A 12,057-nucleotide genomic window follows, 5' to 3' on the forward strand; every position below is an offset into this window, starting at 1 on the left:
TACGAACTTCGGAGAAAGAATGGCGGAGGCAGCCAGCAAGGACGTGCTCTTCAGCTGGGAGGGCAAGGACCGCAAGGGCAAGCGGGTCAAGGGCCAGACCAGCGGACGCAGCGAAACCGATGTCAAGCGTGCATTGCGCAAGCAGGGCATCAACCCGCTGCGCGTGCGCAAGCAGTCCGGTCTTTTCGGGCCGCGCAAGAAGAAAATCCAGACCGAGGATATCGCCATCTTCGCGCGCCAGATGGCGACGATGATGACGGCGGGTCTGCCACTGGTTCAGGCGCTGGAGCTTGTCGGGCAAGGGCACGACAACCCCTCGATGGGCGAGCTCATTCTGGCGCTGAAGGCGGATGTCGAGGCCGGCAACTCCTTCTCGGAGGCGCTGTCGCGACACCCGGCGCACTTCGATGATCTTTTCGTGAACCTGGTCGATGCCGGCGAGAAGTCCGGCACGCTGGAGAATCTGCTCGACAAGGTCGCGATCTACAAGGAGAAGACCGAGGCCATCCGCAAGAAGGTCAAGAAAGCGCTGACCTATCCGGCGGCCGTGGTGGTGGTGGCCTTCATCGTAACCGGCATCCTGCTCTACTTCGTCGTGCCGCAGTTCCAGGACCTCTTCCAGGGTTTCGGTGCCGATCTGCCGGTCTTCACGCTCTTCGTTATCGCGCTGTCTGAATTTGTCCAGGAATGGTGGTGGATCATTCTGCTCGGCATCGGCGCTGTCGGCTTCGCCTTTACCTGGACCAAGAAGCGATCACCGCGTCTGCGACGTCTGATCGACCGGGTGATGCTGCGCATGCCCATTGTCGGGGTCATCCTCCACAAGTCTGCACTGGCGCGCTATCACCGCACGCTTTCGACCATGTTCGCCGCCGGCGTGCCGCTGGTGGAGGCATTGGACCCGGTGGCTCGCGCGGCCGGCAACGTCATCTTTGAAGAGGCGATCTACGAGATCCGCGACGAGGTGGCTAGCGGCACGCAGCTGAATCAGGGCATGCAGGCCGCCGGGCTATTCCCGCCGATGGCGACGCAGATGGTGGCCATCGGCGAGGAGTCGGGCTCTCTGGACGCCATGTGCGCCAAGGTCGCTGATTACTATGAGTCGGAGGTCGATTCTCTGGTCGACTCGCTATCGAGTCTGCTCGAGCCGTTGATCATGGCGGTGCTGGGCATTCTCGTCGGCGGCCTCGTCGTGGCGATGTACCTGCCCATCTTCCAGCTCGGCCAGGTCGTCTAGTGGGTATCGTCGAGTTGCTCGCCGCCTCGCCGGCGGCGCTGGTTGCCGTCTGCGCGCTCTTCGGCCTGATGGTCGGCAGCTTTCTCAACGTCGTCATCCTGCGCTTGCCGCGCATGCTGGAGAACGCTTGGCAGAGCGAGGCGCGCGTGGTGCTGGAGATGCCGGCAGAGCAGGGCGAGCGCCTCAGCCTGATACGGCCGGCCTCGCGCTGCCCGCACTGCGGCACGCCGATCGCGCCCTGGCGCAATATCCCTGTTCTGTCCTGGCTGCTGCTGCGGGGTCGCGCGGCTTGCTGTGGCAAGCCGGTCTCGATGCAGTATCCGTTGGTGGAGGCCGGAGCCGGCCTGCTGGCGGCGGCCTGCGCCTGGCGCTTCGGTTTCGGCTGGGAGCTCGCCGCCGCTCTGGTCCTGGTCTTCACGCTGCTGGCCGCAGCCGTGATCGACTGGAACACCCAGCTGCTCCCGGACAATCTCACGCTACCTTTGCTGTGGCTCGGGCTTCTGCTGAACCTGAATGGCTTCTTCGCGCCGCTGTCGCAGGCGGTCATTGGTGCGGCGGCCGGTTATCTGGTGCTCTGGAGTGTCTTCGTACTCTTCAAACTGGTTACCGGCAAGGAGGGCATGGGCTACGGTGATTTCAAGCTGCTGGCGGTACTGGGGGCCTGGTTCGGCTGGCCGGCATTGCCCATGCTGCTGCTCATGGCCTCCGGAGCCGGCGCCGTGGTGGGTATCGGCATGCGCGTCTCCGGTCAGCTGGGCGCCGGCCACGCGATGCCCTTCGGTCCCTTCATCGCTGCGGCGGGCGTGCTCTGGCTGCTATTGCCGATCCCGCCGGCGCTGGTGATGCCATGAGCCTGGTCGTCGGCCTGACCGGCGGCGTGGCCAGCGGCAAGTCCACGGTCGAGCGGGCCTTTGCCGCCCTCGGCGTGCCCGTGATCGATGCAGATCAGGTCGCGCGCGAGGTGGTCGCCCCCGGGGAGCCCGCGCTGGCTGCCATCGCCGAGCGCTTCGGCGAGGCGGTGCTGGATGCCGAGGGTTGTCTGGATCGATCGGGTTTGCGCGCGATCGTCTTCAACGACGAGGGTGCGCGTCGCGATCTCGAGGCGATCACGCACCCCGCTATCCGTGAGCGCCTGCTGGCGTGGCGAGAGGCTCTAACGGCGCCGTACGGCGTGCTCTCGGCGGCGCTGATGGTGGAGGGCGGTCTCGCGCGGCTTTGTGACCGCGTACTGGTGGTGGATGCCGAGGAGGCCCAGCAGCGAGATCGTGTCATGGCGCGCGACGCGGTCGACGCCGACATGGCCGAGCGCATGCTCGCTGCCCAGGTCAACCGTCAGACGCGACTGTCGGCGGCCGACGATGTGCTGTGCAACAGCAGTGATGTGACGGCGCTGGAAGCCGGTGTCGAGCGCCTGCACGATTTCTATAGCCGCCTTGCGGCTGGCGAGGCCGACACCTCTGAGCGGATTCGGCTGCCATGAGCGGGCGCATTGAAAGGGGGCAGGTGCGCGCGCACAATGCACGCCTCCTTCACGAGCCATCGGAGACGGTGTGAGCCAGAACGGCTGGGTGGCATTCGAGCAACCGCTGAACGAGCGTGTGCGCACTTTCTTGCGCCTGGAGACGCTTTTTGCCCAGCATGCGCACCACGCTGCGGATGATTCCGAATGGGGGCTGCGTGCCACGCTGCACAGCCTGCTCGACATCATGTCGGTGGTTTCGCGCTCCGATCTCAAGGTGGAGATCGTCAAGGAACTCTCTGAGCAGCACGACAATCTCGCGCAGCTCGCAGAAAAGCCTGGGGTCGATCCGCAGCGCCTGCAGAGCACGCTCGACGAGATCGACGCAGTGGTCAATGCGCTGAATGCGCTCAGTTCACAGTTCGCCCAGCAGATGCTGCGCGACAATGAATTCCTCGTCTCCATCCTCAACCGGGCGACGATTCCCGGCGGCACCTGCGGCTTCGACCTGCCGCTGTTGCATCACTGGCTGGGAATGCCGGAACAGCGCGCGCGCCGTGATCTCGAAGCCTGGTATGCCGATCTCGAGCCTTTCCGGCGGGCGATCACGCTCTACATGCAGCTGCTGCGATCGAGCACGACCCCCAGCGAGCAGCGCGCGGAGCAGGGCACCTATGTCTACACCCCTGAGCGCACCTATACCCTGGTAAGAGTGCTGCTGGCGCAGGACAAGTGCCTCTTTCCGGAGATCAGCGCCGGGCGACATCGTTTCTCCATCCGCTTCCTCTACTGCAGCGACGTCAACAAGCGGCCCGAGGCGGTCGAGGACAACGTCGACTTTCGGCTGCAGTGCTGCGCGCTGTGACGGGCGCACGGCAAAAGAAGAGCGCTGCGCGCTGCCCGCAGTGCGATGCGGTGGTGGCAGTTGGGTCCGAGAACCCCTGGCGGCCCTTCTGCTCGCGCCGCTGCAAGCTCATTGATCTGGAGGGCTGGTTCACCGAACGCCACGTCATTCCCGGCGAGTCCGAGGACTGGGCGTCGCCGGATGGCAATGACGAGCGTAGCCACTGAGCCCGATCGGCGGGCTGCAGACGATGCCGCCTGGATGCGCCGCGCGCTCAGCGCAGCGCGTGCGGCGGCGAAGCGCGGCGAAGTGCCCGTGGGGGCCGTCATTACTCTCGATGGGCAGCACGTCGCAACTGCGGCCAACCGACCGGTCGCCGGTCACGATCCGACCGCGCACGCCGAGATTCGCGCGCTGCGTGCAGCGGGTCGCCGCCAGGCGAACTATCGACTTTCCGGAAGCACCCTCTACGTGACGCTGGAGCCCTGCGCGATGTGCGTGGGAGCGATCTTGCACGCGCGCGTCGCCCGCTTGGTCTTTGGCGCATACGACCCGCTCGCTGGTGCGGTGGTGTCGCGACACCTTCTTCTCGATGAGGCGCGGAATCACCAGCCGCCGGAGTGGACGGGCGGCGTGCTCGCCGATCCCTGCCGGGATGTTCTGCGCGAATTCTTTCGCGCGCGACGCGGCGATTCGCTCAGTTCGTCTCGCTGAGCCGCTCGCGTACGGCGTTCTCGAGGCTCGTCAGGCCCCAGCGTTTGCCCTCGGCAATGGCGGCCTCAGTCGGCCTGCCCTCTATCCAGGCGGCGCGCAGGGCGATCAGCGCGCCCACACGGTTGCCGGAGGCGCAGTGCAGTACTGCCGCCTCATCGACGATCTCGCGCAGCACATCGTCCAGCCATATCGCCGCGTCACGGTCTAGATCGTCGGCGCCGGCGATGGGTCGGTGGTGATGTTGGATGCCCAGTGTCTTGGCCTCTCCTGCCTCGTCGAAGTCCGGGTGCTCGTCGCGCGGCTGCAGGCTGATGACGTGCGGAATATCCGCTTCGGCTATGGCTTGCAGCTTCTGCGGGTCGAGGGCGCCGGTGACGATACGGTCGGGCTCCGGTGTGAACTGTTCCGGCAGGCTGAGGCGTTCGGCGGCAGGTGAAGCCGTCCGGCTTTCGTCGCCGCAGGCGGCGAGGGTCAGGGCGGCAGCGACCAGCAGTGTCGCGAAGGTGGTGCGGGGTAGGGGCATGGCTCTGTGCACTACCGGGCTCCGACCGTTTTGTCGTGCAGCAGAGCGCCGGCGATCATTGCGGCAACGAAGGCCAGGATGACCGGCATGCCGGAAGCGATATCCGCCAGCGCCGGGCCGGGGCACAGGCCGGCGACGCCCCAGCCTAGGCCGAAAATTGCCGCGCCGCCTAGCAGCCGGCCGTCGATATCGCGGCGCGTCGGCAGGTGGAAATCGGTGGCGAAAAGCGGCCGGGAACGTCGACGCATGAAGTAGAAGCCCGGTGTTGTCACGCAGAGCGCGCCGCCCATGACGAAGGCCAGTGTGGGGTCCCAGCTGCCTGCGACGTCCAGAAAGTTCAGCACCTTGGCCGGGTCGCTCATGCCGGACAGCGCCAGGCCGATGCCGAAAACGATGCCGGCGAGGGCCGCGACGAGGATCTTCATGCGGCACCTCCCGCAACCAGTACGTGCCGAATGACGAAAACGGTGAGCGCGGCCACCAGCATGAAGGTAGCGGTGGCGAGGATGGAGCGATTCGACAGCCGCGCGATGCCGCAGACGCCGTGCCCGGAGGTGCAGCCGTTGCCCATGCGCGTGCCGAAGCCGACCAGCAGCCCACCGATCAGCATCAGCGGCAGGCCCACCTGAGGTTGGATCTGCAGCCCGCCGCCGGTCAGGACGTCATAGATCAGCGCGCCCGCTGGCAGGCCGATCAGGAAGGCGATGCGCCAGCCGCGGCCACCTTCTGGATTCTGCTGCATGGCTGTGCCCAGAAGGCCGCTTATGCCAGCAATGCGCCCCTGCGCCAGCAGCACGATGAGTGCGGCAGCCCCGATCATGAGGCCGCCGACGAAGCCGCTCAACGGCGTGAATTCGGTCATCCCGCGCTCCGATAAATGCTGTCAGAGAATAAGCATATATTAAACTGCGCCTGCGGTTTCCGCGGTCGTGGTGGTGCGCTCGAAGGCGATGGCCCCGTCGCGCGCCTGCACGCTGATGTGGTCGCCCGGCACGAAGGCGCCGTCCAGCAGCTGGCGCGCCAATGGGTTTTCCACCTGCGTCTGCAGCGCGCGCTTCAGCGGTCGTGCACCGTAGACCGGATCGAAGCCGGCTTCCGCGAGCAGGTCGAGCGCGCTGTCTTCCAGCGTGATGCCGATCTGCCGGTCGGCCAGTCTGTCGACCAGGTTCTGCGCCTGGATGCGCGCGATGTCGCGAATCTGCAGGCGGTCGAGGGCGTGGAAGACCACCGCCTCGTCGATGCGGTTGATGAACTCCGGCCGGAAGTGCTGGCGCACGGTTTCCATCACCGCCGCCTTGATGCCGGCATAGTCCTCACTGTCGCCCAGGTCCTGGATCATCTGTGAGCCGAGATTGCTGGTCATGACGATGACCGCGTTGCGGAAATCCACCGTGCGGCCCTGACCGTCCGTCAGGCGGCCGTCGTCGAGCACCTGCAGCAGGATGTTGAAGACGTCGCTGTGTGCCTTCTCGATTTCATCGAGGAGGATCACGCAGTAGGGCCGGCGGCGGACGGTCTCGGTGAGATAGCCGCCTTCCTCGTAGCCGACGTAGCCGGGCGGGGCGCCGATTAGGCGCGCCACGCTGTGGCGCTCCATGAACTCGCTCATGTCGATGCGCACCATCGCTTCCTCGGTATCAAAGAGGAAGTTGGCCAGTGCTTTCGACAGCTCGGTCTTGCCGACTCCGGTGGGGCCGAGAAAGAGGAAGGAGCCGATGGGCCGGTTCGGGTCCGACAGCCCGGCGCGCGAGCGGCGAATGGCATCGGAGACGGCAGTGACGGCCTCTTCCTGCCCGATGACGCGGGCGTGCAGCGCCTCTTCCATGCGCAGCAGCTTGTCGCGCTCGCCCTCGACGAGCTTGGCAACCGGGATGCCGGTCCAGCGCGCGACCACCTCGGCCACTTCCTCGTCGGTGACGGCCGTGCGCAGCAGTCGGTGCTTGGTCGCGCCATCGGCGGATTGCTCGGCAGTCTCTGCTTCGGCCGCCTTCTGCTCCTCGGCCAGCTTGCGCTCCAGCTCGGGGATGGTGCCGTACTGCAGCTCCGCCATGCGGCTCAGGTCGCCGGCACGCCGTGCCGCCTCCAGCTCCGTGCGGACGCGGTCGATCTGCTCCTTGATGTCCTGGCTGCCGGCGACCTCGGCTTTCTCACCCTGCCACTGGGACTCCAGCTCTGCGTACTCGGCCTCGAGCTTGGTGATCTCCTCGTTGAGGGAGGCTTTGCCGCGCCGGGCGGATTCGTCCTCGTCGCTGCCGATGGCCTCGCGCTCGATCTTGAGCTGGATGAGGCGCCGCTCCAGGCGGTCGAGCGCCTCGGGCTTGGAGTCGATCTCGATACGGATACGCGAGGCGGCCTCGTCGATCAGGTCGATGGCTTTGTCGGGGAGCTGACGGTCCGTGATGTAGCGATGCGATAGGCGCGCCGCGGCGATGATAGCGGCGTCGGTGATGTCGACGCCGTGATGCAACTCGTAACGCTCCTTCAGGCCGCGCAGGATGGCCACGGTATCCTCGACGGAGGGCTCGGCGACAATCACTTTCTGGAAGCGCCGCTCCAGCGCGGCGTCCTTCTCGATGTGCTTGCGATACTCGTCGAGGGTGGTGGCGCCCACGCAGTGCAGCTCGCCACGGGCCAGCGCCGGCTTGAGCATATTGCCGGCGTCCATGGAGCCCTCGGCCTTGCCGGCGCCGACCATGGTGTGCAGCTCGTCGATGAAGAGGATGACCTGACCTTCTTCCTTGGAAAGGTCCTTGAGCACGCCCTTCAGGCGCTCCTCGAACTCGCCACGGAACTTGGCCCCCGCGATCAGTGCAGCCATGTCCAGCGACAGAACGCGCTTGGACTTCAGGCTCTCGGGCACCTCGCCGTTGACGATGCGCTGCGCCAGGCCCTCGACGATGGCTGTCTTGCCGACGCCGGGCTCGCCGATGAGCACAGGGTTGTTCTTGGTACGGCGTGACAGCACCTGCACGACGCGGCGGATCTCCTCGTCGCGGCCAATGACCGGATCGAGCTTGCCGGCCTCGGCGCGCTGGGTGAGGTCCAGGGTGTACTTTTCCAGCGCCTGGCGCTGGTCCTCGGCGTTGGGGTCGTCGACGTTTTCGCCACCGCGAACCTCGTCGATGGCCTTCTCCAGCAACTCCTTGCGGGCGCCCGCCTCGCGCAGCAGCTCGCCGAGGCGATCCTTGTCGTCTAGGGCCGCCAACGGGAAGAGTTCGGTGGCGATGTACTGGTCGCCGCGCTTCTGCGCCAGCCGGTCGCAGAGATTGAGGATCCGACCGAGGGGCTGCGAGATGCCCACCTCTCCGGTGGCCTGTTTGACGGTTGGCAGCTCGCCGAGCGCGCGCGCCAGCGCATTGCGCAGCCGGGCGATGTCGCCGCCGCCCGTCTCGATCAGCTTGCCCGTATGCCCGTTCTGGGCGTCGAGCAGCGCCTGCATGAGATGCACAGGCGCGATCTCGTTGTGATCGCGCCCGACTGCCAGTGATTGGGCGTCGGCCAGCGCCTGCTGAAACTGGCTGGTGAGTTTGTCGGTGCGCATGGAGTACCTGCTTGCGAGTGAACTCCCTCTAATGTGAGGGCGCGGCGTTCGGCTTCAAGCGGCGCTGGGGCGGCGCTTGGCGTAGGGTGTCGGCTCCCTTTCGCGCGATACCGTGACCATGCAGACGACCAAGGCCTACAAAAACAACGAGTTCCTGATGAGTGAGGAGGCACGGACCGTGCGCATCCTCTGCGAGTACCTGGAGCCGCAGCGCCGTCTGGCACAGCAGAACATCCGACGGGCGGTGGCCTTCTTCGGCTCGGCGCGCTCGGAGCCGCACACCGAGGGGGAGGCTGGACCTACGCCGGACTACTACAGCATCGCTGTCGACATGGCCGAGCGGCTGGCGCACTGGACCTGCGAGACGCATCGCCCGAATGATCGCTACTACCTCGTCACCGGCGGCGGGCCGGGCATCATGCAGGCTGTTCACGAGGGCGCGGCGCGCGTGCACGCGGGGCTGAACGTCGGGCTGAACATCTCCTTGCCCTTTGAGCAGCATCTCAATGACCACCTGACGGCGCAGAACGCCTTCGAGTTCCACTACTTCTTCATGCGCAAATTCTGGTTCATGAATCTTGCGCGCGGGGCGGTGGTATTCCCGGGCGGTTTCGGTACTTTCGACGAACTTTTCGAGCTGCTGACGCTGGTGCAGACCGGCAAGGCGCCGCTCATGCCGGTTGTGCTCTTCGGCAGCGAGTTCTGGAACGAGGCACTCGACTTCCAAGCGCTGGCGCGCCGCGGGCTGATCAGCGAAGAGGATCTGGAGCTGTTCCGGATCTGCGACGACATCGACGTCGCCGTGTCTCACATGGTGAGCGGTCTGGAGCCGGAGGCGCGCCCGCGCCGCTGAGTCCGCTGTGGCGGCTCAGTCGTCGTCGAAGAGCAGGTCGTCCTCGGCGAGGAGGCGGCGCAACGCGCGATCCTCGCGGAAGCGCTCGACATCGCGCCAGTCGCGCAGGCGCACGCCCGGCGGGGCGGCGCTGCGTTGCTTGCCGTTCTCGTCGACGCTCTCGCTATCGTCATCCTTCCAGTCGACGGAGTCGCTGTCGTCGAATGCGTCTTCGCTGTCGTCGAAATCGGTTTCGGGGCGGGGCTTCTTCTTGGCTGCCATCGCAATTCCCACGAAGCAGAAAATAGGTCTTAGGGAAGCGTCTTTTAGCAGTGTTTGGCGGCAGAAAAAAGAGGGGGCGCGCAAGTGATTGTCATTGGCTCCTAACTCGGCCTCGACTAGGCTTGAAAATACGCTACAGCAGTGGCACGGGGCTGATAACCTAGGAGCATGAAACGCGCATTGGCAATGCTGCTGCTGGGTGCTGGCGTGGGCCTCAGCGCGCTGCAGGTCGCCGGCCAGGAAGGCGCGACCGATGCGGACGCCGCGCGCGCACAGTTGGGCGTCATCACTATCGACGGCGCTATCAGCCCCGCCACCTCGGACTACCTGGAAAGCGCCCACGCCGAGGCGGTCGAAGACGGTGCCACCGTTGTATTGATCGAGCTGGATACCCCCGGCGGGCTGGTCACAGCGACGCGCGACATGATCCAGATCATCCTGCAGTCGGAAGTGCCGGTCATCACCTGGGTGACGCCCGAAGGCGCGCGCGCCGCCAGCGCCGGCACCTATATTCTCTACGCCTCGCATGTGGCAGCGATGGCACCGGCTACCAATGTTGGTGCTGCTACGCCCGTGCAGATGGGCGGAGCACCGCAGCCGCAGCCCGGTGACCGTGACGCTCCGGACAAGAGCAGCGACAGCGAGGCCAAGGGCGGCGAGGACGCCAATGACGAAGATCGGGACCAGTCGGGGGAGAAGGAGTCCGAGTCCGCGTCGGAGCCGAAAAGCGACAGCAGCGGCGGCAGCGCCATGGAGAAGAAGGCGATCAACGATGCTGTCGCCTATATCCGCTCGCTCGCCGAGCGGCGCGGGCGCAATGCCGACTGGGCCGAGGAGGCCGTGCGTGAAGGCGTCAGCATCTCGGCCAACGCCGCGCTGGAGCGCAACGTCATAGATCTTGTCGCCGGCTCGCTCGACGAGCTGCTGAGTTCGGCGCATGGCATGGAAGTGGAAATGCATGGCGGTGCCACGCGCACGCTGGCGCTGGAGAATGCCGATATCCGGCGTTACGAGCCCGGCTGGCGTCATCAGTTCCTGGCGATCATCACCAATCCCACTATTGCCTACGTGCTGATGATGATCGGCATCTACGGCCTGCTGCTCGAAGGTTACAGTCCGGGCGCCATCCTGCCCGGCACAGTGGGCGCCATTGCGCTGCTGCTCGCGCTCTACGCCTTCCAGCTCATGCCGGTTAACTACGTGGGGCTGGGCCTGCTGCTGCTGGGTATCGTGCTGATGATTGCCGAGGCGCTGGCCCCCAGTTTCGGTATCCTCGGCTTCGGCGGTCTGGCCGCCTTCGTGCTGGGCTCCATCTTCCTCATGGATAGCGACGTGCCGGGATACGACGTGAACATCGGCCTTATCGTGGGCCTCGCGCTGGCCATGGGTCTGCTGCTGGCGATTACCTTCTACATGCTCTATCGGTCTCGCAAGGCGCGTATATCGACCGGCGAAGAGGGCACGCTGGACGGGCAGATCGGCGAGGTCGTCGAGTTCGCCGACGGCCGCGGATGGATGCGCCTGAACGGCGAGCGCTGGCAGATTCGCAGCAACGAAAGCCTTTCACCGGGGCAGCGCGTGCGCGTTACCGGGCACGACGGCTTCACGGCCCATGTTGTCGCCGCCGACGGATCGTCGGGCGGTCCCCAGTCTTCCTACTGACCGGAGTCATCCATGTTCAGCGCAATTCTCACCCTGGTTGTAGTCCTCGTCGCGCTGATTGCCTCGGCCTTCAAGGTCCTGGCCGAGTACGAACGCGGCGTCATTCTCACCCTCGGGCGTTATACGGCGATGAAGGGGCCGGGCCTGATCATCGTCATCCCGGTGCTGCAGCGCATGCTCAAGGTCGACCTGCGTACCGTGGTCATGGACGTGCCGCCGCAGGACGTCATCTCCCGCGACAATGTCTCGGTCTCGGTCAACGCGGTGGTCTATTTCCGCGTCATGGAGCCCTCCAAGGCCATGCTGCAGGTGGAGAACTACTACGAGGCCATCAGCCAGCTCGCGCAGACGACGCTGCGTTCGGTGCTTGGCCAGCACGAACTCGACGAGATGCTCACCGAGCGCGACAAGCTCAATGCCGACGTTCAGAAGATCCTGGACGAGCAGTCCGAGCCGTGGGGCGTCAAGGTGGCGAATGTCGAGATCAAGCATGTCGACCTCAACGACTCGATGATCCGCGCCATGGCCCGTCAAGCCGAGGCCGAGCGCTCGCGGCGGGCCAAGGTGATCCACGCAACCGGCGAGCAGGAAGCGGCCGAGAAGCTCAGCCAGGCTGCAAAGGAGCTTTCGGCCCAGCCGCAGGCGCTGCAGCTGCGCTACATGCAGACGCTGATCGACGTCGCCGGCGACAAGAACTCGACCATCGTCTTCCCGCTGCCCATGGATCTGATCAAGCCCTTCATGGAGAAGGCCTGGGCCGACGCCGACAGGGCCAAGCGGGAACGCGAGCAGGGCTGAAGAACCCCTGGTATTTTCGGCGCTGGCTGCTAAACTACGCGGCCGCGTGGGGCGGTAGCTCAGCTGGGAGAGCGTCGCGTTCGCAATGCGAAGGTCGGGAGTTCGATCCTCCTCCGCTCCACCATTTCCGCTTGAAGCCGGCCATGCGCCGGCTTTTTCGTTTGT

The 12,057-nt window shown here is 65.6% G+C and carries 14 protein-coding genes and 1 tRNA gene; 10 read left to right on the forward strand and 5 right to left on the reverse strand.

Translation table 11 applies throughout. From position 1 onward, the window contains the following. The first annotated feature begins 19 nt into the window (after positions 1 to 19). The 6 genes from U743_RS05800 to tadA all read left to right on the forward strand — a co-directional run bounded on the left by U743_RS05800 (position 20) and on the right by tadA (position 4,254). Complete coding sequence (locus U743_RS05800) at positions 20 to 1,237, forward strand: type II secretion system F family protein (RefSeq protein ID WP_043766301.1); 1,218 nt, start codon at positions 20 to 22, stop codon at positions 1,235 to 1,237. Beyond that, complete coding sequence (locus U743_RS05805) at positions 1,237 to 2,088, forward strand: prepilin peptidase (protein ID WP_043766303.1); 852 nt, start codon at positions 1,237 to 1,239, stop codon at positions 2,086 to 2,088. The genes U743_RS05800 and U743_RS05805 overlap by 1 nt, the downstream gene beginning before the upstream one ends. Next, complete coding sequence (coaE, locus tag U743_RS05810) at positions 2,085 to 2,717, forward strand: dephospho-CoA kinase (RefSeq protein WP_043766305.1); 633 nt, start codon at positions 2,085 to 2,087, stop codon at positions 2,715 to 2,717. The genes U743_RS05805 and coaE overlap by 4 nt, the downstream gene beginning before the upstream one ends. 70 nt (positions 2,718 to 2,787) lie before the next feature. Next, entirely contained in the window at positions 2,788 to 3,561 is a 774-nt protein-coding gene (gene zapD / locus U743_RS05815) for a cell division protein ZapD (RefSeq protein WP_043766309.1), read from the forward strand. Beyond that, entirely contained in the window at positions 3,558 to 3,767 is a 210-nt protein-coding gene (locus tag U743_RS05820; RefSeq protein ID WP_043771330.1) for a DNA gyrase inhibitor YacG, read from the forward strand. Before zapD ends, U743_RS05820 begins: the two co-directional genes overlap by 4 nt. Beyond that, positions 3,748 to 4,254 (forward strand): tRNA adenosine(34) deaminase TadA, encoded by a 507-nt coding sequence (gene tadA, locus U743_RS05825; protein ID WP_043766312.1) that lies wholly within the window; start codon positions 3,748 to 3,750, stop codon positions 4,252 to 4,254. Before U743_RS05820 ends, tadA begins: the two co-directional genes overlap by 20 nt. On the opposite strand, the gene U743_RS19040 is transcribed toward tadA, so the two are convergent. The 4 genes from U743_RS19040 to clpB are packed head-to-tail and all read right to left on the reverse strand — an operon-like array spanning position 4,238 to position 8,318. Beyond that, positions 4,238 to 4,777, reverse strand: coding sequence for a protein-tyrosine phosphatase family protein (locus U743_RS19040; RefSeq protein WP_052367586.1), 540 nt, complete (start codon positions 4,775 to 4,777; stop codon positions 4,238 to 4,240). The genes tadA and U743_RS19040 overlap by 17 nt on opposite strands. Positions 4,778 to 4,788: 11 nt before the next feature. Then, complete coding sequence (locus U743_RS05835) at positions 4,789 to 5,202, reverse strand: YeeE/YedE family protein (RefSeq protein WP_043766315.1); 414 nt, start codon at positions 5,200 to 5,202, stop codon at positions 4,789 to 4,791. Next, entirely contained in the window at positions 5,199 to 5,639 is a 441-nt protein-coding gene (locus tag U743_RS05840; protein WP_043766318.1) for a YeeE/YedE family protein, read from the reverse strand. Before U743_RS05840 ends, U743_RS05835 begins: the two co-directional genes overlap by 4 nt. A 39-nt stretch (positions 5,640 to 5,678) precedes the next feature. Continuing rightward, positions 5,679 to 8,318, reverse strand: coding sequence for an ATP-dependent chaperone ClpB (clpB, locus tag U743_RS05845; protein ID WP_043766321.1), 2,640 nt, complete (start codon positions 8,316 to 8,318; stop codon positions 5,679 to 5,681). A 118-nt stretch (positions 8,319 to 8,436) separates the two neighbouring features. Here clpB and U743_RS05850 point away from each other — a divergent pair, with 118 nt between their 5' ends. Next, positions 8,437 to 9,171, forward strand: coding sequence for an LOG family protein (locus U743_RS05850; RefSeq protein WP_043766324.1), 735 nt, complete (start codon positions 8,437 to 8,439; stop codon positions 9,169 to 9,171). A 15-nt stretch (positions 9,172 to 9,186) separates the two neighbouring features. On the opposite strand, the gene U743_RS05855 is transcribed toward U743_RS05850, so the two are convergent. Continuing rightward, positions 9,187 to 9,432, reverse strand: coding sequence for a hypothetical protein (locus U743_RS05855; RefSeq protein WP_043766326.1), 246 nt, complete (start codon positions 9,430 to 9,432; stop codon positions 9,187 to 9,189). 168 nt (positions 9,433 to 9,600) lie between these two features. Here U743_RS05855 and U743_RS05860 point away from each other — a divergent pair, with 168 nt between their 5' ends. The 3 genes from U743_RS05860 to U743_RS05870 all read left to right on the forward strand — a co-directional run bounded on the left by U743_RS05860 (position 9,601) and on the right by U743_RS05870 (position 12,016). Further along, on the forward strand, positions 9,601 to 11,094 hold the full coding sequence (locus U743_RS05860; protein ID WP_198021951.1) for an NfeD family protein: 1,494 nt from the start codon (positions 9,601 to 9,603) through the stop codon (positions 11,092 to 11,094). Positions 11,095 to 11,106: 12 nt separating this feature from the next. Continuing rightward, positions 11,107 to 11,892 (forward strand): slipin family protein, encoded by a 786-nt coding sequence (locus tag U743_RS05865; protein ID WP_043766328.1) that lies wholly within the window; start codon positions 11,107 to 11,109, stop codon positions 11,890 to 11,892. 48 nt (positions 11,893 to 11,940) lie between these two features. Further along, positions 11,941 to 12,016: transfer RNA gene (locus U743_RS05870), tRNA-Ala, on the forward strand. Positions 12,017 to 12,057: the final 41 nt, after the last annotated feature.

It is taken from the genome of Algiphilus aromaticivorans DG1253, assembly GCF_000733765.1.
Taxonomy (GTDB): domain Bacteria; phylum Pseudomonadota; class Gammaproteobacteria; order Nevskiales; family Nevskiaceae; genus Algiphilus; species Algiphilus aromaticivorans.

Excerpts from the sequence above, each read along its gene's own strand:
- U743_RS05800 (WP_043766301.1), top strand. The coding sequence starts at position 20 with ATGGCGGAGGCAGCCAGCAAGGACGTGCTCTTCAGCTGGGAGGGCAAG.
- coaE (WP_043766305.1), top strand. The coding sequence starts at position 2,085 with ATGAGCCTGGTCGTCGGCCTGACCGGCGGCGTGGCCAGCGGCAAGTCC.
- tadA (WP_043766312.1), top strand. The coding sequence starts at position 3,748 with ATGACGAGCGTAGCCACTGAGCCCGATCGGCGGGCTGCAGACGATGCC.
- U743_RS19040 (WP_052367586.1), bottom strand. The coding sequence starts at position 4,777 with ATGCCCCTACCCCGCACCACCTTCGCGACACTGCTGGTCGCTGCCGCC.
- U743_RS05835 (WP_043766315.1), bottom strand. The coding sequence starts at position 5,202 with ATGAAGATCCTCGTCGCGGCCCTCGCCGGCATCGTTTTCGGCATCGGC.
- U743_RS05840 (WP_043766318.1), bottom strand. The coding sequence starts at position 5,639 with ATGACCGAATTCACGCCGTTGAGCGGCTTCGTCGGCGGCCTCATGATC.
- clpB (WP_043766321.1), bottom strand. The coding sequence starts at position 8,318 with ATGCGCACCGACAAACTCACCAGCCAGTTTCAGCAGGCGCTGGCCGAC.
- U743_RS05850 (WP_043766324.1), top strand. The coding sequence starts at position 8,437 with ATGCAGACGACCAAGGCCTACAAAAACAACGAGTTCCTGATGAGTGAG.
- U743_RS05855 (WP_043766326.1), bottom strand. The coding sequence starts at position 9,432 with ATGGCAGCCAAGAAGAAGCCCCGCCCCGAAACCGATTTCGACGACAGC.
- U743_RS05860 (WP_198021951.1), top strand. The coding sequence starts at position 9,601 with ATGAAACGCGCATTGGCAATGCTGCTGCTGGGTGCTGGCGTGGGCCTC.
- U743_RS05865 (WP_043766328.1), top strand. The coding sequence starts at position 11,107 with ATGTTCAGCGCAATTCTCACCCTGGTTGTAGTCCTCGTCGCGCTGATT.